The organism is Prevotella heparinolytica, from assembly GCF_002998535.1.
In the GTDB taxonomy this organism is placed as follows: domain Bacteria; phylum Bacteroidota; class Bacteroidia; order Bacteroidales; family Bacteroidaceae; genus Bacteroides; species Bacteroides heparinolyticus.
Genome location: NZ_CP027234.1, coordinates 1,717,965 through 1,736,929 on the forward strand (window position 1 = coordinate 1,717,965; position 18,965 = coordinate 1,736,929).

The 18,965-nt window shown below is 48.7% G+C and carries 16 protein-coding genes and 1 riboswitch; of the genes, 5 read left to right on the forward strand and 11 right to left on the reverse strand.

Annotation, left to right across the window (positions count from 1 at the left end; translation table 11 throughout):
- Positions 1-182: 182 nt before the first annotated feature.
- The 7 genes from C3V43_RS07120 to C3V43_RS07150 all read right to left on the reverse strand — a co-directional run bounded on the left by C3V43_RS07120 (position 183) and on the right by C3V43_RS07150 (position 8,231).
- Positions 183-1,466, reverse strand: coding sequence for a cell surface protein (locus C3V43_RS07120; RefSeq protein ID WP_106070499.1), 1,284 nt, complete (start codon positions 1,464-1,466; stop codon positions 183-185).
- Between the two features lie 19 nt (positions 1,467-1,485).
- Positions 1,486-2,580, reverse strand: coding sequence for a DUF4465 domain-containing protein (locus tag C3V43_RS07125; protein ID WP_106069207.1), 1,095 nt, complete (start codon positions 2,578-2,580; stop codon positions 1,486-1,488).
- A 32-nt stretch (positions 2,581-2,612) separates the two neighbouring features.
- Positions 2,613-3,737 (reverse strand): PKD-like domain-containing protein, encoded by a 1,125-nt coding sequence (locus tag C3V43_RS07130; RefSeq protein ID WP_129588736.1) that lies wholly within the window; start codon positions 3,735-3,737, stop codon positions 2,613-2,615.
- A 37-nt stretch (positions 3,738-3,774) separates the two neighbouring features.
- Positions 3,775-4,938: a YncE family protein gene (locus C3V43_RS07135; RefSeq protein WP_106041681.1), complete on the reverse strand. Its 1,164-nt coding sequence runs from the start codon at positions 4,936-4,938 to the stop codon at positions 3,775-3,777.
- Positions 4,939-4,951: 13 nt separating this feature from the next.
- Positions 4,952-6,931 (reverse strand): TonB-dependent receptor plug domain-containing protein, encoded by a 1,980-nt coding sequence (locus C3V43_RS07140; protein WP_106070500.1) that lies wholly within the window; start codon positions 6,929-6,931, stop codon positions 4,952-4,954.
- Between the two features lie 105 nt (positions 6,932-7,036).
- A riboswitch (cobalamin riboswitch) is annotated at positions 7,037-7,247 on the reverse strand.
- A 51-nt stretch (positions 7,248-7,298) separates the two neighbouring features.
- The gene (locus C3V43_RS07145; protein ID WP_235655889.1) at positions 7,299-7,715 is read right to left on the reverse strand and encodes a nucleoside deaminase; all 417 of its coding nucleotides are present in this window, start codon (positions 7,713-7,715) and stop codon (positions 7,299-7,301) included.
- 282 nt (positions 7,716-7,997) lie between these two features.
- Positions 7,998-8,231 (reverse strand): hypothetical protein, encoded by a 234-nt coding sequence (locus tag C3V43_RS07150; RefSeq protein WP_106069210.1) that lies wholly within the window; start codon positions 8,229-8,231, stop codon positions 7,998-8,000.
- 621 nt (positions 8,232-8,852) lie between these two features.
- Here C3V43_RS07150 and C3V43_RS07160 point away from each other — a divergent pair.
- From C3V43_RS07160 to C3V43_RS07175, 4 genes are read left to right on the forward strand one after another with little or no spacing between them, the layout of a single operon-like run.
- Positions 8,853-10,625: a S41 family peptidase gene (locus C3V43_RS07160; RefSeq protein ID WP_106069212.1), complete on the forward strand. Its 1,773-nt coding sequence runs from the start codon at positions 8,853-8,855 to the stop codon at positions 10,623-10,625.
- On the forward strand, positions 10,625-10,993 hold the full coding sequence (locus C3V43_RS07165) for a YraN family protein (RefSeq protein ID WP_106069213.1): 369 nt from the start codon (positions 10,625-10,627) through the stop codon (positions 10,991-10,993). The genes C3V43_RS07160 and C3V43_RS07165 overlap by 1 nt, the downstream gene beginning before the upstream one ends.
- A 41-nt stretch (positions 10,994-11,034) precedes the next feature.
- Positions 11,035-11,391, forward strand: a complete 357-nt coding sequence (locus C3V43_RS07170; protein WP_106069214.1) for an MmcQ/YjbR family DNA-binding protein — start codon at positions 11,035-11,037, stop codon at positions 11,389-11,391.
- Positions 11,375-12,148 carry a biotin--[acetyl-CoA-carboxylase] ligase gene (locus C3V43_RS07175; protein WP_106069215.1) on the forward strand — a complete coding sequence of 258 codons (774 nt, stop codon included), beginning with the start codon at positions 11,375-11,377 and terminating at the stop codon, positions 12,146-12,148. Before C3V43_RS07170 ends, C3V43_RS07175 begins: the two co-directional genes overlap by 17 nt.
- A 46-nt stretch (positions 12,149-12,194) precedes the next feature.
- Here C3V43_RS07175 and C3V43_RS07180 read toward each other — a convergent pair whose 3' ends face one another.
- Complete coding sequence (locus C3V43_RS07180) at positions 12,195-12,875, reverse strand: tetratricopeptide repeat protein (RefSeq protein ID WP_174704384.1); 681 nt, start codon at positions 12,873-12,875, stop codon at positions 12,195-12,197.
- A 166-nt stretch (positions 12,876-13,041) separates the two neighbouring features.
- On the opposite strand from C3V43_RS07180, the gene C3V43_RS07185 reads away from it, so the two are divergent.
- A complete protein-coding gene (locus C3V43_RS07185; RefSeq protein ID WP_106069217.1) occupies positions 13,042-14,400 on the forward strand; it encodes an MATE family efflux transporter in 1,359 nt (452 codons plus the stop codon).
- Between the two features lie 342 nt (positions 14,401-14,742).
- Here C3V43_RS07185 and C3V43_RS07190 read toward each other — a convergent pair whose 3' ends face one another.
- The 3 genes from C3V43_RS07190 to C3V43_RS07200 all read right to left on the reverse strand — a co-directional run bounded on the left by C3V43_RS07190 (position 14,743) and on the right by C3V43_RS07200 (position 18,932).
- Positions 14,743-16,488 carry an ABC transporter ATP-binding protein gene (locus tag C3V43_RS07190; RefSeq protein WP_106069218.1) on the reverse strand — a complete coding sequence of 582 codons (1,746 nt, stop codon included), beginning with the start codon at positions 16,486-16,488 and terminating at the stop codon, positions 14,743-14,745.
- Positions 16,481-18,253: an ABC transporter ATP-binding protein gene (locus C3V43_RS07195; RefSeq protein ID WP_106069219.1), complete on the reverse strand. Its 1,773-nt coding sequence runs from the start codon at positions 18,251-18,253 to the stop codon at positions 16,481-16,483. The genes C3V43_RS07190 and C3V43_RS07195 overlap by 8 nt, the downstream gene beginning before the upstream one ends.
- Before the next feature lie 70 nt (positions 18,254-18,323).
- Entirely contained in the window at positions 18,324-18,932 is a 609-nt protein-coding gene (locus tag C3V43_RS07200; protein ID WP_106069220.1) for a TetR/AcrR family transcriptional regulator, read from the reverse strand.
- Positions 18,933-18,965: the final 33 nt, after the last annotated feature.

Below are 18,965 nucleotides of genomic sequence, written 5' to 3' on the forward strand. Positions count from 1 at the left end.
TCTCCACGTAAAATGCGCCGGCCCCTCCGCAGGGGCGTTGCACACCTCTCCAGAGAGAGGGAGTGCACGCCTTTGCGGAGGCGGTTGGCGCATCTCCTTTTAAACCTTATTATATATATTGCGCCCGGATAAAAATAATGCCGGGCATTCATGAGAACAAAATCTTAAAAACAGCAGCCCGTTCAGGGACGGGTAGTGATGCGCTTGCCGCTCAGATGAAGGTCGGTGGCTCCCTGTATCTCGGTGGAAGTCTCGCCCAGCCATCCGCACTCTTGCCGCATGGCGCAATAAACGCGCACGAAGTCGATGCCCGGCAGATGCACCTTCTTGCCGTCCTTGTCCACCGCCCAGTCGATGTCCACAGCATTGTCGGCCATGCCGTTGGGCAGGTTGTCCACATATCCATAGTCGAAGCAATACTGCACCCAATACTTTCCCTCGCCGCTCTCTTCCACGGCGTTATCGGGCAGGCGCGTGCCGCGGAAGGTCAGCTTGTCCTCTTTCACCCAGCCGGGATAGTAGGACTGGTTGTGCCACGTGTTCTTTTCCAAATAGCCGCTATGGCCCTGATTGTCTTCCCAGCGGATGTACTTCTTGATGGTGATAAACGTCTTTTCAGGGTCGTAGTCAGCGTCTTTTTCTTCCGTTTCGGGACGGTAATAAGTGATTTCGTAGTTGCGGATGGCCTTGGGGTTATTGTATTCGCTGCCCGCAATCTCGTACCACTCGTCATCGGGTTTGCCGTTCTTGTTCTTGTCATAGGCCACCTCGATGATGCCGGGTTCGCAACTGCCACCTTTCTTCGGTGCGTTTGGGTTAGGGTTGGCGGCGGCGAAGAAGGCGTTGCCATCCACACGGAAATCGCGCAACCCGGCCACATTCAAGATGGTATGGTCGAATCCGAAGATGATGTAGCCGCCGAATCCACCCAAGCTGATAAGCTCGCCCTTCGCCTTTCCCACCAAGCTGCGCTCCGTCCATTTCATGTAGTCGGTCCATCTCGCCCATTCCTCGCCATCGGGCCGATACAACGGCAGTTGGTTGGTGAACTGCCCCGGAGCGGGGAGAATGTCGAAAATCTTTGCGATGTAAGGCGACGGTTCTTTTTCAGGAGCCTCCACACTTACGGTGTACAGTTCCTTATACTCCCGTCCGTCTTTCATCGCATTCAAAGACAGCTTATAGTCTCCTGCGGTGATGGGGATGAAGCACACCGTGCTTTCCGTCGTATCCTGCAAGATATAGTTGGCCGCCTCGGGCGCGCTCTCCACTCTCCACACGCGTTTGCCGTCCACCGCTTCTTTTGTCGTGAATTCACTCTTTGCATAGAATTTCGCCGACTCCGACTTCTCTATGACAATCGGGCTCATATCCTCGTCCGGGCTGCACGAAGAAAAGACGGACAAGCCTAATGCCGCAACAAGCGGCATTAGGAACTTAGTCTGTTTATAACCGTTGTTCAACATATTTTTTATGCCTAACATTCTATTGCATCACAATATTGTTCAGACAGAAATACGCTGCGGTATTCATGCCGTACTGCCCCGAATCGGACGAACGCATCTGGAAGAGCAGGTATCTGACATTATGGAAACCTAAATATTCGGAAAGAGTCCAAGAATTAGTTCCCCAAAATCCTTGGCTATTGAATCCTGCAAGCTCAATAATCTTGGGACTTCCGATAACGCCCGATGCATAGACGGGGAAAACCAATAAGCGGAGATAATCGGAAGGACTGTTGAACGGCGTAGCGAATCCGTCGCCTTCCTTGCAACCGTAGTAAGCCCACGGACTGTTAGTGATTTTTATACGTTTTACGGTATAGTTGGTATTGCCATCCCCTAACTTAATCCAGTTCGAGAAGCCGGTTTCGGTGAAAGCGGTAGGATAAGGAATGTTTTCAGGGTCGATAGGGAAATTCTGAATATCCTTACCGTAATATCCCCAATAGCCCAACATGAAGTTGGTATTGCTGTTATTCCTGTCCATACATCCCCATTGGTGGGCAATCCAATTGACGGAACCCGAATGGATGGTATCCGTCGTATACGTACCGAAGTTAGAACTGTCGTACACATTGGAAACGGTGAACCCGTCCCAATATCCATAGCCGGAATTAGTACCCGTGTGCGAGAAAGTAAAATGAGGAGTCTCGTGGAACTTCGTATTGGTATAAGTCTGATTCCAATAGTAGCCCGTCTGCCCTTCCGGCTGAATGCCGTTACCGGAATTCAGCACGAACTGATTCAGTTCCGAACTCAAGGTAATCTCGTTTGACACCGCATAGGTCACCTTGCTCTGCACCCCGCGCGTAGTGGTTTCCAACACCACATTGTACGTTCCCGATTTCTCTTCTTGGAAAGTGTACTCGGAATCCGTAGAAACCAACTTTCCGTTCCGGAACCACGCATAAGAATCGGCACCCTTGACAGGGGCTTCCATAACTAAAGGCCGATCGACCAAGGCCTCTACTTCTTCCGTACGTTGGTTAACGACTGACAAATCGTTTTCCCGTTCGGTGTTTTGGCAACCTGCAAAGGTCAAAGCCATGACACCCAGCACAAAAATTTTTGTTTTCATAAAAAATAAAATTTAAAATTGTTAATAAAAAGTCATTTGGTTAAATGACAGTCATATATATCCCTAACAGCTATACCGGGAAGAGTACCTTCATTGCAAAGAATACCTCCGACAACAATCTTGATAAAGTCAATACCCGGTAAATTCACGCTATTCCCTTTTTGGTCCACCGCATTTTCTATATTGAATGCATTCTTAAAAGTGCATATATATCCCTTTCTATCTTCATTGACCATAACTCTTTTATAATTAATCGTGAACGGCGGTTCTCTCCATCCGGATTCTTTCATGAAATTACCCTGATCGTCGTAACCGGGAAAACAAGCCTCCCCTGCCATTAAGTGTTGTTCGTCTAAGTCATCCTTATAATGGATCTCAAACCCGTTCCAGTCCTGATTATAATCCACGGATGAATAGGTGACGAAAGCATTGAGGGTTTCGACCTTTTCATTACCATAGCTGTCGCCTTTCAGTTCATACCACTCGTCCTCGTCGGGCTTTCCGTTCTTGTTCTTGTCATAAGCCACATATACCACGCCCGACATACAGACATCCGGCGATGCTTCCATTTTGAAATCATCCTCGCCGGGCACATTGACAATCGTGTGGTCGAAGCCCAGTACGGCAGAACCGCCCATGCTCCCTATCGGAAGCCCCAAACGATAACCGTTATCGATGTCGATATCCTTGAATTTCTTACCGGCTTTCAGCATATCGTTCAGTTCCTTCATCACCGTGGCCTTGTTCCTATTCTTAATCACGTAAGTATTGATAAACTCATACGGTGTCGGGTCGTATTCTATAACGGATGTCTGTATATTCTTATATCCACCGTCCGTCACATTAATGGCGAAATTGGCGGTGTAAACCTTCTCTTCGGCATCGGTCACGGTGAGCACGAAGTCTTTCTTTCCCACTTCCGCTGTGATAAAGGTAAAGACGTCATCCGTGCTGTAGATAGAGTCTCCACAGCTCCATTTGTACTTGGCGGCCGTGCCGTTGGCAATCGTCGGCTTAATCTCCAGTACCTTGCAGTTGGGCGTTTCATACTGTGCCGCCAAACCGATGCTTAAAGGCTCCGGATCATCCTTGCTACACGCTGTGAATGCGAAAGCAATAATGCACATTGCACAGCCTAAATTCATTAACTTCTTCATACGTGCTAAAATGTTTAAATGAGTAATATAATTGTGATTAATAATGAAGTTTCTTCTTTGTAAAGGCGAAGTGTGCAGGTATGTCGCCCGTGCGGACACTCCATTTCTTACACCCGTCGGGAGTAAAGCAATAAAGGTCTCCCGGAGATACGTAATTGCCGGCATCGGTGATATAGAACTCGTGCGTATCGGGGTTGACAGCTATGCCGTAGGGCATCTTGATTCTTCGTTCCGTATTGTCCGTGATAAAGCGGCGGGTGACGATATCCCGGCTTCGGGTATCGATAATGGCATAGCTGAAAGTCCACGAATTGGTGACGTAGCTCCATTCCGTTCCGTAGATATAGAGGGAGTCGCCCGACAGGGTCATTTCGGTGTTCGCCACGTCGAGAGCATCGCAAACGGTATCGGTACGCGGGTCGATGACGTAGGTCTTGGAATGTACACCATAGTAGTCGCCTCGCGATGAAACCCAGATATAGCCCTGCCGGTCTACCTCTAACCGATGAAGGTTGATGGCCACATCGATGGTGTTGACGACGCGGAAAGTCTGCAAGTCGATGACAGACACCGTTCGGTCGTAGTTGGGGAAGCGGTAACCGCCCGAGTTGGCCACGTAGAGCCGGCCGTCGTAAACCACCAGTTCATCGGGTTGATACCCCACGTTGCAAGTATCTACAACAGCCAGGCGGTCGATGTCTATCTTGGCCACGTATCCTAAGCGGGCATTGGGGTCTAACTGCACGGGGCCGGCGTAAGAACTGACATAAGCATAACGGCCGGAAAAGGTGATGTAGCGGCAGTTGGGAATGGAGATTTGAGTGATGTGCCGCGCATCGGTCTGGTTCATCACCTCCACGAAGTGAGAGCAGTTGATGACCGCCCATATCTTGCCGTCGTAAATCTGTATGTCGTTGCCCACGTCGCCCAACTCTTGCACCACACCCGGATTGGCTTGCGCATAAATATTGCGGATGTACTTGCCCGTCAAGGCGTCGTAGTAGTCGAGGGTGCACTTGTTCGATCCCATGTTCCCCTCGTTGAGCAGGAAGAACCCTTTAATGTCGGTGCTTAGATCCTCCGGCGAGGGCTCCACCTGCTCCTCCTGATGAGGGATGATGTTCTCGTCGTCGCTGCGGCAGGCAGATACTGACAGGCTGAGTGCAAAGCAAAACAGAAAATACCTTAAGAGTTTCTCCATATTTCCTCCTTTTTTATATGATGACGTTCAGTTTTATCTTGAAGTTGGTACCCGGCATGGGATAGCACTGCACCACTTCGTATTGCTGATTGAAGATATTATTGACTTCGGCCGTAACTCGTAACACCCACCTGCGGAAAGGGAAACTGCACGACAGCGACAGGTCGCTGGTATACCACGGCTTGGTGTAATTCTCCGGAATGTTGGCGCTCGCCTCGTAGCGCTCGCCGGTGTAGATGAAGCTGTAATTGGCCGTCCATTGGCGGTAGGCGGCGGTGATGATGGCCGAAAAGGAATGCCACGGGATGTAGGGCAATTGTCCGCCGTAGAAGCGGCTTTTCTTGTCCGTATGGTCCATCGCCTTGTTGTAAGTGTATGTGACGTGAGAAGACACATCGGCCTTTCCCAAGCGCCAGTCTGCCTTTACCGAGGCATCAAGTCCCCAAATATGGCACAAGCCGAAGTTCATCATTGTCCAGCGGAACTGGTTGCTGGTGGGCATAGCCACGATTTTATCCTCCACTTCGTTGTAGTAGCCGTCGGCTTGCAACTCTATCCTTTTGAGGATGCGGCCGGGCCGGGACTTGCCGTATGTAAGCCCGACGTCGTACTGCGTGGTGTATTCGGGCTTCAAATCCTTGTTGCCGATGAAGGTATAATAGAGGTCGTTGAACGTGGGCATGCGGAATATGCGTTTGTAGAAAGCGCGAAGTGCAAGTTGGTCGGTCGAGGTGACGAATGGCTTGTAGCTGAATGCCACGGTGGGAGTCAGCTTGCTTTTATCGCCGGCCGCCCCGCCGCTCTTGCGGGTATGGTCGGCGGCATAAGTATGGAGCAGCGAGAATTGTGCGGAGAGCCTGTCCCAATGCAGACTTGCAGACAGGGCGGATAGAAACGTCCACCGTGTAGGATAGACAAAGTTCACGAGGTCTGCATTAAGATGGTTGTACTGTATGTCGTTGGAGAGGGAGACCGACCACCATTCGCATACATCATAGAGGTGCGAGGCCGAGAAGTAGGCTTCGGTCTGGCGATAATGGTTGTCGGTGTACATCGTGGTCACATCCAGCCGCGGGTCGCTGAGATAGTGCAGGTAATCGTAAGCCACTTTGACATTTGCAAGCAGTGTATAACGGTCGGTGAATTGGCGGCGCAGCGAACCTTGTCCGAACACCGAGGTGTCCCATTGACGGTCTTGATGGCGGAACTTGCCGGGTTCTTCACGCACGGCGGCACCGGGGAAGCCGCGTTCGCTGTTGTAGAAATAAACCTTGGCACGCCACTCGCCGCGGGGAATCCGGCCGAACAAAGCTGTCTCCATACGAAAAGCACGCACATCGCCGTTATGGCGTACCTCGGTGGTATCGTATCCGTTCTTTTTGGCATAGCGGAAACGGTAGCGTCCCGAAGTAGTCATATACTCGGTGCTGAGCTGGGAGCTGAGGTTGTCGGAAAGCTTATGTTCCCACAGGACAGAAGGGTTATAGGTGTCAAACGACCCGGCTTTGAGTGCAATATTGAGGTTATCTTTCTTGTCTTTCCCGGCAAATTCGGGCTTGCGTGTCTGCAGATAGACGGCCGATGCCGATGCGAAATCTCTGGCGGGTTGCAGAATGGTGGACTTTTGCCCGTTGTAGAGTTGCAGAGCCTCCATATTATCGAGTGAAAAGCGGCCTAAATCTATCTGACCGTTCTGCGCATTGCCCAGTTGTACGCCATCATAGAAAACTCCCGTATGGTTGGTGCCTAAAGAACGCACGTTGACGGTTTTCAGTCCGCCGATACCGCCATAGTCCTTGATTTGTACACCTGCGAAGTAACGCATGGCGTCGGCCACGCTGTGAACGCTCAGTCGTTGAAGTTCCTTGCCAGAAAGTTGTTGTACGGGAATTATGGTGTGGCGAGACTGCTGTGCCGTGATGACAACCTCCGACAAATGCTGAACACTGTCGAGGCGGCTCGGCCTATCCGAATCTCCGACATGCTGCGCCATCATACACTTGGCAAATGCGCACAACACAAATACCGGCAGCAAGCGTCTGCTGAATATGAGTTTCCTTCTTGACATTTTCAATCTTAGCCCATCCCGAGGGTGCTTTGAATGACAATGCAAAAGGCAGGTCTTCTGACTTGTCGCCCGATGGCAAACGTCTTCCCAAGAATCTCAGTGACGTCATGTTTGCCCGAAAATGCGACTTACAGCTGCAGGACAGTTCGGGATTTTCACCCGATTCCCTTTTAATCATCCGGTTGCGGGGTCGATAGTTTAGAATAAACCCGGATAAACGGATGAACCAAATGCGGTGTAAAGGTATGATTTTTTAGGATAAAATAGCAAACTTTTCAGAAGAAAGTAGAAATTAGCGACGCTTGGCGGCAAAAAACTCTTTCATCAATGCGGCAGACTCTTCTGCAAGTATCCCCTTTACCACTATTGTTTTAGGATGCAATGCCTGTGGAGCATAGCGCCGATATCCCCGCTTCTCATCTTCGGCGCCAAACACCAGACGCCCCATCTGTGCCCAAGCGATGGCACCGGCGCACATCACACAAGGTTCCACTGTGACATAAAGCGTACATTCATTCAGGTATTTCCCACCAAGCGTTGCAGCCGCAGCAGTGATGGCCTGCATCTCGGCATGGGCCGTGACGTCGGTCAAAGTTTCCGTCAGGTTATGCGCACGGGCTATGATACGTTCTTTGCACACCACCACCGCACCTACGGGAACTTCGCCCCGTTCACCGGCCTTTTGCGCTTCGAGAAGCGCTTGCTTCATATAATGCGTATCGTCCACGAGAGTATCTGATTTATTCCATCGGTTTGTCATTATTTATCGCTCCGTATCAACTTCATACCATCTTCTTATCATGTTTTTATCATGTTCTTGTCATGTTCTTGTTATGTTCTTATCGTCTTCGTATCATGTTCGTATCATCTTTTTACCATCTTCGTATGTCCTTCGTCTCTATAGACAAGGAACAAACAAGGAATAAATACGGAACATATACGGAATAAATGCGGTTCTGACAAGGTTCTGATACGGGAAAAAGCGGCTTCGTCATCTCCTCATATCATGTTCGCCGAATAAGGTCGGATAGTCCTCTTCCATATTTTTATGGATAAACATAAGGATGGTCTCGCGCAACCAGCGCGACTTGTTCGTTATCTTATACCTTTCAAGATAACGGTCCACGATGCGCTGTTCTTCTTCGCTCATCAGGCACACCATGCGCTGTTCGCGTTTCGGTTCTTCGGGTGTTGCTTTTGCACACGTTTTATCTCTCTTTCTCATATCTTCTGCAAAATTACTTTTACTTCCGTAAAAACAAAACGAACCTGCATGTTTTTTACACCCAAAGCCTTAAGGGCACGGCCTAAGCCTCTTTTCATGGCAATTTTCCGACTTTTTTCGGTACGTTGCACACCTGCTCCCACACTCTTTGTCCATAGGTTGCGGATGCTTATCCGCAGCGTGCGTTTACCCGTTCGCACACTGCGTTTTTATATCCGTGCACCGCAAACAGAGATGCATACACGAATCGTACAACTTTTCTCCGTGCATCGAACAGCTTTGGAGTATATACCGAACAGCTTTTCGCTATACATCCACCTTCGCTCATCCGCACTTCGCATCCACACCGCACATTCTGTCACACTTCCTAAAACAGAAAACCAGTTCAGCAAAACAACGGAGAATCTAAACGAAAGAGAAACAACGCATGCGAAACGGCAATGAATACGGGAGACTATTCGTGGGAGATGCCTTCAGTACGGACTAAAACGAGCGGCAGATCGGCACTTTTCGGGCACTTCAGCCGATATTTTCGCTGTACGCAACAGTTTTTTCCTTTGTTTATTTTTGCAAGAAGAAGAAAAAACGTATTTTTGGGAATCTTTAAAATAACTTAGAAGAATGAAACAGATACATTATTTCATTTTCTGTTTGCTCGCAGTAGCTGCAATCAGCCTTAGCTCATGTGAAAAAGACAAGGACAAAGTTGTTCAACCGGCCATAACCAACCAGAGCTGGCAAGAGGGAGTGCCCGTGGAAATCACTCCCAACGAAACGCTGACCGTGACTTTTAATGCTGCCGCCAAATGGAGAGCAGGCACCAACTCCATCTGGTGTGAAATTCTTAACAAATCGGGGAACGCAGGAAAAAGCACCCTGCAGCTTTTAACAAAATCCGGCACCACAACCGATCGGACTTCCGAGATACTCATCACCGTGGAGGGATATGACAAGGCTGTCAGCTTCCAAGTGACACAAAAAGCCGGCGAAGTTCCTCAGGAAGAAACAGAAGACATGAAGGTCAACACAAAGGTGGCCGAGTATCTAAGAAAAAACTATCTGTGGAATGATGAGTACAAGACAATGCCCCTTGACTATACAAAGAATTATGAGGACTTTTTCTATGGGACTCTGGAGGCCATGAAAACCAACACCTTAGATAAGAAGCCATATACCGGAAACGATGGGAACACCTACTATAGCCTCTTCTCTTATATCCAAAAGAAAAATCCCATCACCAAGACCCGTGCCAAGCTGGTGGAAAAAGAACTCAGCTATAGCTTCGGCATCACAGGCATCACTCCTTTTCTCATAGGCAATGACTCTGTTTGCTTCGCCATACGGGGCGTATATCCCGACTCACCCGCTACGGCCGCAGGCCTAAAGCGAGGAACTATAATCGGCAAGATAAACAATGAAAGGCTAAGCGAAAGCAATTGGGGAAAAAAATATTATGCACTGCGGTCACCAGATGCAATCTCATCCCTCACCCTGACGGAAATAGAGGTTGTAAACAAAAAGTGGGAAGAGGCCAAGAATATCAGTCTGACTTCGGACGCAATATACCTGAACCCCGTAATCACAAGCAAAGTGACAGAGATAGACGGGCACAAGATAGGCTATTTAGTCTATTCGGAGTTCGAAGCGGCTTTCGACCAAGAGCTGTTCGACGTTTTCAAGAAGTTCAAGACCCACAACGTCACCGATCTGATTCTGGACTTACGCTACAACGGTGGCGGACACACCATCTCCGCCAACCTGATAGCAAGCTGTATTGCAGCCGAAACTTCCGAAGGAAAAGTCTTCTCAAGTTTGCGCTTCAATAAAGAAAGAATGGAAAAGCGCGGCAACAAGCGCAAGGATGAGCCGTTCACATACCCCGACCTCTATCCCAATCTGGATGAAAAGCTGACGAAGGGTGGCCTCGGTCTGAAAAAAGTATACTGCCTCGTGGGAGAAGGCACAGCTTCATCGAGTGAACTGGTAATCAACAGCCTGAAAGGAATCGATTTGGAAGTTATATTGATAGGCAAAACCACCACAGGCAAAAATGTAGGTATGGAAGTGGAGAACTTTGCTGTTGAAGGAAACATCTATGAAGTAGTCCCCATCACATTCCAAAGCTACAACGCCAAAGGATTCGGAGACTACGAAAAAGGCTTCAAGCCGGACTGGGATATGAACGAGACGGTTCAAATCAAAATATATCCGGATTACGGCACAGACGATGAACCTCTGTATGCCAAGGCCATTGAGTTGATCACCGGAAAGAGTCCGATGAAGAGCACCAGCACACGCAGCACAGGCAAGGCTTTGAAAGTTCAGGAAATCAAAGCCCCCGCCATATACCGCCCGGGCTATAACGCCATGCTGAAGAAATACGAGGAAGACTAATGGCCAAGCACAATCTGCTTGGTGCAGCCGGCGAAGATGCCGTAGCCGAATATCTGAAGAAACACGGTTACGGCATCCTCCACCGCAACTGGAGGAAGAACCATCTGGAGCTGGACATTGTAGCTACCAAAGACGATGAACTGATCGTCGTAGAAGTGAAGACCCGTAGAAATACGGACTATATTGAGCCACAGGATGCCGTGAATTGGCAGAAGATACGCCGCATCGTTGTAGCCGCTGATGCCTATATCAAGCACTTTGGCATAGATGCTGCCGTTCGATTCGACATCATTACCGCCGTAGGCCAACCCGGAGCATTCCGAATAGAGCACATCAAGGATGCTTTCTATCCGCCGATGTTCGGATAGGAGAAGAGTGAGAAACGATGGATCATTAATGCATATATAGCATGGATATAGAAAGTGTTCGCGAATATTGCCTGAGAAAAAAAGCGGTCACCGAATGCATGCCGTTCGATGAATACGCGCTCGTCATGAAAGTCATGGACAAGATGTTCGCACTCATCGACTTGGAGAGTGCCAACAAAGTCTGCCTGAAATGCGACCCCGAATACGCCCTCGAACTACGCGAACACCATTCTGCCATCGAAGCAGCTTATCACTTCAACAAGAAGTACTGGAACCAAATCTTTTTGGACGGAGACGTTGATGATAAGCTGGTGAAGCACCTGATAGATCACTCTTACGAAGAAGTATTGAAGAAGTTCACCAAAAAAATGCGTACCGAATATGAGACCATGCCCTGACACATTCCCGTTCCCGTTGGTTGCTTTGGACGAAACAGACTCCACCAACCAGCACCTCAGCCGGCTCTGCAACGAGCGGCAGGAAGCAATTGCGGAATTCACGACCGTTGTTGCCGAGTTTCAAACCGCCGGAAAAGGTCAGCGTGGCAATACATGGGAAGCCGAAGAAGGCAAGAATTTACTTTTCAGCTTCGTATTGTATCCCACATTTTTGGAAGCCCGCCGACAGTTCATCCTCTCGCAAATCGTTTCTCTCGCCATCAAGGAAGAACTCAGCAGATGGTCGGACGAGATCACCATCAAATGGCCGAACGACATCTATTGGAAAGACAAGAAAATCTGTGGCATATTGATAGAGAACGACCTTGCAGGGCATAACATCGCCCGTTCCATCTCCGGCATCGGAATCAATATCAATCAGGAGCTTTTCCGTAGCGATGCCCCCAACCCCGTATCATTGAAACAAATCACGGGTCAAGACCACGACCGGAGTAGCATCATGGCTCACATCCTCCGACGAGTAGAAATCTATTACAACAGCCTGCGAATGGAAGATCCCGACGCCTATTCGTCCGAGATTGCCGCCCGCTATGCCCGCTCCCTATACCGCCGTCGAGGACTTCATCCTTATGAAGATGGCAACGGTAAATTCCTTGCCCGCCTGCTCCGCGTAGAGCAAGACGGACGCCTTATTCTGGAAGATGAAAGCGGGCAGGAACGGCAGTATCTGTTCAAAGAGGTACAATATGTGATATAGGAAGCGTCCTGTGTTGTGCAGTCATAATAAAGGACAGGGAGGAATCTTATTTGATTTCCGCCTCTATCTTCTTTATCCTTTCCAGCGTATTGCCGGCTTCCATGGAGGGAAATAGTTGGAGTACTCTTTGCAGGTAGTTTTTGGCTTTGGTATAATTATTAATGAACAGATCGGACAGGCCGTTACGGTAGCGGGCATACTGCATTCGTGTAGGAGAAGAGAGCTTTTTGTAGTCATCATCCAGCTTCTTTCGATCCTTCTCGGCTTGCAGATAATAGTAGTTGCCTAAATAGATATTGGCTTGCAGATTATCGCCGTCCAAGGTCAGCACCTTCTCGTAGAGCTTCGAGGCTTCTTTTTCCCTGCCTCTCATCAACTCCATCTCGGCACAAGCCACCAGCGCAGGCACGTCTTCGGGATGGCGCTGCAAGAACTCCCTATAAAAAAGGAAAGCCTTGTCGTAGTTCCGCTCTTCTTTGTAGTGCACCGCCAATTCATTGGCCAAACGTGAAACGACCGCACTGTTCTTGTCAACGTTGGTCCAATAGAACATCTCCGTCTGGTCGGTACCGGCATCTGCCGCTTGGCGGAACAGGCTCACCGCATACTCATCTTTACCGGCAGAAAGAGCCTCGGAGACTTTCTGCAACAACGTATTGACCGACTGTGCCGGGAGCGACAGCGGAAGAAGAAAAAAGAAAGAGAACAGTAAGGTCAGGGTTTTCATTTCCAAATAGTTTAAAAGTCCGATATATCTCATTGAAGTTCAATGACAAAAATACGAATTAGCGGCCTAATCTTCAATAGGGGAAAGTAGAAAAATAGTTAATCTTATTGGTCCAGATCGCCTTTTTCTGCGTACATTTGCCAGCATCGCTTAAGTAAACGCCCCGATGAGTTACGAAAACAAACAAATTCTGCAAATAGCACTACCCTCCATCGTATCGAACATCACCGTTCCGTTGCTCGGTTTAATCGATGTGGGCATCGTGGGTCACTTAGGCTCACCGGCCTACATCGGCGCCATTGCCGTGGGCGGAATGCTTTTCAATATAATCTACTGGATTTTCGGATTCCTGCGCATGGGTACCGGCGGCATGACCTCGCAAGCATACGGCAAACGAGACTTACCTGAAATCGTACGCCTATTGTTGCGTTCAATGGGTGTGGGACTGGCAGTGGCGTTTTGCATCATTACGCTGCAAGTCCCCATCAGGCAACTGGCGTTCTTGCTGATCCATCCCACGGACGAAGTCAAGAGCCTCGCAACAATCTATTTCCACATCTGCATCTGGGGTGCGCCGGCCATGTTGGGATTATATGCCCTTACCGGTTGGTTCATCGGCATGCAGAACTCACGCATCCCCATGTACATAGCCATCACACAGAATATTGTCAACATCATTGCCAGCCTCTGCCTGGTCTATCTGTGCGGCATGAAGGTAGAGGGAGTGGCATTGGGGACACTCATCGCCCAATATGCCGGATTCCTGATGGCGCTTATTTTATGGATGCGACATTACGGCAGGTTGAGGAAATTTCTTAGAATACCGAACGGCAGATTGCAAACGACCGGAAGCAGCAGAGGAGAAACGATTTGGGAGAAAAAAGCGATGCTCCGTTTCCTACGGGTGAACCGTGACATTTTCTTGCGCACACTCTGCTTGGTTGCAGTCACACTGTTTTTCACCTCGGCAGGAGCCTCGCAAGGAGAAATCATTCTGGCAGTAAATACGCTGCTGATGCAACTCTTCACCTTGTTTTCGTATGTGATGGACGGATTTGCCTATGCCGGCGAAGCATTGAGCGGCCGGTATATAGGCGCACGCAACCGAAAAGGATTTGCAAATACGACACGGCTCTTATTCGGCTGGGGCGCAGCAATGGCGGCACTTTTCACGGCTGTTTATGCAACGGGCGGCAGTGCCTTCCTCGGACTGTTGACAGATGACAAAGAAGTGATAGCTGCCGCCGGCACCTACTTTTATTGGGCGCTTGCCATACCCGTTGCAGGCATTGCCGCTTTCATCTGGGACGGCATCTTCATCGGTGCCACCGCAACACGCGGCATGCTGCTATCTATGGCAACGGCCGCCATCAGTTTCTTTGTCTTATACTACACATTCCGTCCCGCATTGGGCAACCATGCACTATGGCTGGCTTTCCTCGTCTACCTTTTCATGAGGGGAGCAGTGCAAACGGGATTGAGCCGGAGAGTGGTCAGGAAAGCCTTTGCCTCTTCACTACCCTAAGAGCCTGAGTTCGGCATAGGCGGTTGCTTTTGCTAAAGATGAGGGGCTTCATCCTGTCGGAAAGATATTCCTTGAACGCACCGGTTTACAGCGAGATTAGGCAGAAGAGAACCTTTCAGGCCGACTGCCCTCCTCCTGTTTTGACAGCTGCAAGCCTTTGCCGTGACAGACGCAAGTGTTCAAGCCGACAGACACTTGTGTTTGACGTGACAGACACAAGTGTTTGAGCCGTCAGACACAAGCGTCTGACAAGGTAGAGATAAACACCTGATAGCCAATGAGTTTTAAAACGAAAGACACAAGTCTACGGGTGAGGTTACCGACCTGCTTCTTATCCCTAACTCAGGTTAAGAAGTCAGCTTCGAGGCAGGTATTCTTCAGCATCTTGGCAAACAGGCCGTCACGTCTCTGCAAATCATCGGGAGTACCGGTTTCAACCACCCTCCCGTTTTCCAGAACAACAATTTTGTCGGCATTGGCAATGGTACGCATGCGATGAGCGATGATAAGCACCGTTTTGTCGCACACCAACTCGGAGATGCCGGCCTGTATGCGCGTTTCATTCTCTACATCGAGCGAAGCGGTAGCCTCATCCAGCAATACAATCGGAGCATCCTTCAGCAAAGCACGGGCTATGGAGATGCGCTGGCGCTCTCCACCGGAAAGCGTTTCACCGTTCTCGCCGATAACTGTTTCATACCCCTGAGGCATCCTGTCGATAAACTCGTCGCAACGTGCCAAACGGGCAACGCGCATCACTTCCTCATCCGTAGCGTCACGCCGCCCTATACGGATATTATCTTTGATAGAGGCATTGAACAACACTACATCTTGAAAAACAACGGAGTAATTCTTCAACAATGCTTCCGGATCTACCAAACCGATATCTTGTCCGCCCAACGTGATACGTCCGGACTGTATATCCCAAAAACGAGCCGCCAACTTGGCAGCCGTACTCTTTCCACTGCCCGAAGGACCGACCAATGCTGTTATCTCTCCCTGACGCGCAGTAAAAGAGACGTTTCTCAAAACCTCTTTCCCCGTTTCATAGGCAAAATCCACCTGATTGAATTCGATATCATAGTTCCGGGGATGAAAATCCGTTATTCCTTTCTGCACAGGCAGCGCCTCCATTTCATTCATACGGTCGATGCGGATATCCAAATAAAACAAGGCCGCCAAGTTGTTCATCACCTCATTGACGGGCGCATAAATGCGCGAGCCTATAACCATGAATATGAGATAAGCAAAAAAGTCCAGCACGCCGGTACTCAAAAGATGCGCTCCCACAATGATAACACTTGCCAGTCCTAACTTCAGAAAGCTTTGCGCACCATTCACCAAAACTCCCATCAACAGTTCGTTGCGGGTAAGTACATTTTCATAAACAGTGATTTTCTTATCCAGTTCCTCCAAATAATCCTCCTCCCGGTTGTAAGACTTGATTTCCTGGATGGTCTCCAACCCCTCCTGTATATGTTCGCTGACATGACGCTTATTCAGATAAAGACTTTCGTTACCCTTACGCATCTCTCTCTTTGCCAGCAAAATAACCGCAAATGCAATCGGCACCACCCAGAACAATGCCAAAGTCAGTTGCCAATTGTAGAATGCCATGCCGACGGCAATCAGCGAAATGCTGATGACAGAAGCAAACAACTGAGGAACGGCATGCGAAAAAGTATGTTCCAAATCGGTACAATCATCCATGATGGTAGCGGTAAGGTCGGAAAGATTCTTCTCTCCAAAGAAGGCAAGCGGCAATATGCGCAACTTCTCGGCAAGAGAAATACGCCGATTGGCACTTTCCTCATATACCGTAGTATAGGTGTTGCGATATTGCAAAACGGCAAAGCCGTACATCAACATCATAAAGCAGATGCCGAGCAAAGCATAATAAAGAAATCCACGAACCGCCGACACTTCCGGATTAAGTGCCGGACGCAAATAATCATCCAGAAAGAAGAAAACAAACACTGCCGGCAGCATCAAAGCAATATCCAGCAAAACAGTAAAAAATATCCCTTTACAGAAATCCTCCGCACCTTTTTTCGAAAGAGCAAAACGCTTTTGAATTGTATCAAGCATGAGTAGCCTCCTTTCCTATTGTCCAGCAAACCGATTGCCGGTATTCATTCCACATACGGTTATATATTCCTTGTTTTCTTATCAGTTCGGCATGTGTGCCTTGTTCGGCTATCCGCCCCTTGTCTATGACAAGAATATTATCGGCATCGATGATGCTCGTCAGGCGATGGGCAATCATCAGCACGGTCTTACCGCACATCAGTTGCTTGATGGCTTGTTGTATCAAGTACTCATTTTCCGGGTCGGCAAAAGCGGTAGCTTCATCCAGCACAACAATGGGAGCATTCTTGAGAATGGCGCGTGCCAACACAATGCGTTGCTGTTCGCCACCGGAAAGATAGGTCCCTTCCACGCCTATTTTAGTGTCCAGTCCCAACGGTTGCCGGTCGATGATTTCACGGCATTGTGCCATATCAACGGCACGTTGTACCTCGTCAGACGATGCTTGCGGATTGGCATACCTGATATTATCTAAAAGCGTAGTCTTGAAAAGTCTTGTGTTCTGGAAGACGAAAGAAACATGCTTCATCAGTACCTCCGGTTCAATGTCCCTGACATCCGCGCCACCTATCGTCACCTCTCCCTCATCGACATCCCAAAAACGGGGAACCAGACGGGCGATAGTGGTTTTACCGCCTCCCGAAGCGCCGACCAAAGCAACCGTCTTGCCTTGGGGAATAGTAAAACTCACCTTGTCGACAGCCTTTTGCGTTGCGCCGGGATAAGAAAACGACACTTCCTTGAAACAGATATCATATCCCTTCAACTGCTTGGGCGAAGACGAAACCGGCAAGCTATCATAAGAAAGCAACTTGTCCAACCTGTCGATGGCCTCGCTTGCCTGTCCCAATGCCTGATTGAGGTACATGCTTCTCATGATGTTCTGGGAGAAAACCGGAGTAATCAGTACAAACAGAAAGAAATCAAGCAGCACTTCCGCATAGCCACCCGAACGCCCTATGAGGAGAATGGCCAACGGGACAAGAAAGAAAACAAACCCGTTGATGATAATTGTATAGAACGACATAGGTTTCTCCCACATCATGGTATAACCAAAGACCATCTTATTGTAATTCTCGATGCTCCGATAGAAATTCTTGAAAGAATAGATGGTCTGCTGAAAAACCTTCACCACCGGAATACCGCGCACATACTCCACCGCTTCGGCATTCATCTCTTCGAGCGAACTCATATAGGATTGCATGAACCTACGACCTTTAGTTCCCATCATATACCCCATCATCAGCAAGGCAATAACAACAGGTATGATGCAAGCCAATCCGAGTTGCCAATTGAACCAGAAAATCAGTACGGCCGTTACCAACGGGACCAGAAAAGTACCCGCCAAATCGGGCAGTTGATGCGCCAGAAAGCTGTGGGTGACACTTGCATTATCATCTATTATCTTGCGAATACGCCCGCTCGTGTTGCAGTCAAAGAATCCCAAAGGCATGGCTGTTATCCGCCGCAGGGCTTCACGGCGCAGATTGGCCTCCACACGGAAAGCGGCAAGGTGCGAAGCCATCAGTGCCGCAAAGTAGAGGAAAACACCGGCTACGGCCACCCCTGCCGCCCACCAAGCATAGGCAATGACATTGGCCGAGACAGACATGCCGCCCGCAACCAACAATTCCTTGACAATAAGCCAAACAAGAATAAAAGGCAAAAGTCCTGCCAACGCACTGAGTGCGGACAAGAGCACAGATATGGGCAAAAGTATTTTACGCTTACCCATGTAATGTTGCAGTTTTTTTAGTGTATTCATTTTACTTATATTTAAATCAACGTGTCCAAAAGCGAACAATTGCTCAAAACATTCAAAAAAAAAAGAGAGCTTATATTTTCATAAGCCCTCTCCAACCTGTCCATTCAAATGTGATGTATTCTGCTACTATTTTTTCCGTTTCTTCCGGACCGACCTTATGTCTAATCAGTTCTTCGAGCATTGTAAACATCCAAACAGTATGCAGATGAATAGAAAAATCCGTTATATCAATATCCAGCTCCGCATGTTTCCGCTTCATATCCCCAAAATAATCTTTTACCAACAATGTGGATTTATCAGTAAACTCTTCTTTGAAATTCTCCATAGAAGAGCCTTGTGAGCGGAAAAACAACAATACCAACAAAGAGCGATATCTGCATATCAGCCCTATATATTCTTCTACCATATAACGGAAATAAGTCTCGGATTTATCGAGTATATCGACTCCCTGCCGGCCATGATGTTCGTGCAGCATACTTTCCAACGCCCGTGTCACGGGGCGCACCACCATGCAGAATATTTCATCCTTCCCTTTGAAATAATTATAGATGTTACTCAAACCTACCTGTGCCTCCTCTGCGATATCGCGCATGGATGTTTTCAGGAAACCTTTCTCCTGAAATTTCTTCTCTGCTGCCGACAGAATGTTCTCCCGAATATCGTCCTTAGGAATTTGCATGGTTACGCTGTGAAACTGAATGTTTTCCGGAAA

What these genes read in the sequence shown, in the direction of transcription:
- C3V43_RS07120 (WP_106070499.1), bottom strand. Translation starts at nt 1,466, where the DNA reads ATGTTGAACAACGGTTATAAACAGACTAAGTTCCTAATGCCGCTTGTT.
- C3V43_RS07125 (WP_106069207.1), bottom strand. Translation starts at nt 2,580, where the DNA reads ATGAAAACAAAAATTTTTGTGCTGGGTGTCATGGCTTTGACCTTTGCA.
- C3V43_RS07130 (WP_129588736.1), bottom strand. Translation starts at nt 3,737, where the DNA reads ATGAAGAAGTTAATGAATTTAGGCTGTGCAATGTGCATTATTGCTTTC.
- C3V43_RS07135 (WP_106041681.1), bottom strand. Translation starts at nt 4,938, where the DNA reads ATGGAGAAACTCTTAAGGTATTTTCTGTTTTGCTTTGCACTCAGCCTG.
- C3V43_RS07140 (WP_106070500.1), bottom strand. Translation starts at nt 6,931, where the DNA reads ATGGCGCAGCATGTCGGAGATTCGGATAGGCCGAGCCGCCTCGACAGT.
- C3V43_RS07145 (WP_235655889.1), bottom strand. Translation starts at nt 7,715, where the DNA reads ATGAAGCAAGCGCTTCTCGAAGCGCAAAAGGCCGGTGAACGGGGCGAA.
- C3V43_RS07150 (WP_106069210.1), bottom strand. Translation starts at nt 8,231, where the DNA reads ATGAGAAAGAGAGATAAAACGTGTGCAAAAGCAACACCCGAAGAACCG.
- C3V43_RS07160 (WP_106069212.1), top strand. Translation starts at nt 8,853, where the DNA reads ATGAAACAGATACATTATTTCATTTTCTGTTTGCTCGCAGTAGCTGCA.
- C3V43_RS07165 (WP_106069213.1), top strand. Translation starts at nt 10,625, where the DNA reads ATGGCCAAGCACAATCTGCTTGGTGCAGCCGGCGAAGATGCCGTAGCC.
- C3V43_RS07170 (WP_106069214.1), top strand. Translation starts at nt 11,035, where the DNA reads ATGGATATAGAAAGTGTTCGCGAATATTGCCTGAGAAAAAAAGCGGTC.
- C3V43_RS07175 (WP_106069215.1), top strand. Translation starts at nt 11,375, where the DNA reads ATGAGACCATGCCCTGACACATTCCCGTTCCCGTTGGTTGCTTTGGAC.
- C3V43_RS07180 (WP_174704384.1), bottom strand. Translation starts at nt 12,875, where the DNA reads ATGAAAACCCTGACCTTACTGTTCTCTTTCTTTTTTCTTCTTCCGCTG.
- C3V43_RS07185 (WP_106069217.1), top strand. Translation starts at nt 13,042, where the DNA reads ATGAGTTACGAAAACAAACAAATTCTGCAAATAGCACTACCCTCCATC.
- C3V43_RS07190 (WP_106069218.1), bottom strand. Translation starts at nt 16,488, where the DNA reads ATGCTTGATACAATTCAAAAGCGTTTTGCTCTTTCGAAAAAAGGTGCG.
- C3V43_RS07195 (WP_106069219.1), bottom strand. Translation starts at nt 18,253, where the DNA reads ATGAATACACTAAAAAAACTGCAACATTACATGGGTAAGCGTAAAATA.
- C3V43_RS07200 (WP_106069220.1), bottom strand. Translation starts at nt 18,932, where the DNA reads ATGCAAATTCCTAAGGACGATATTCGGGAGAACATTCTGTCGGCAGCA.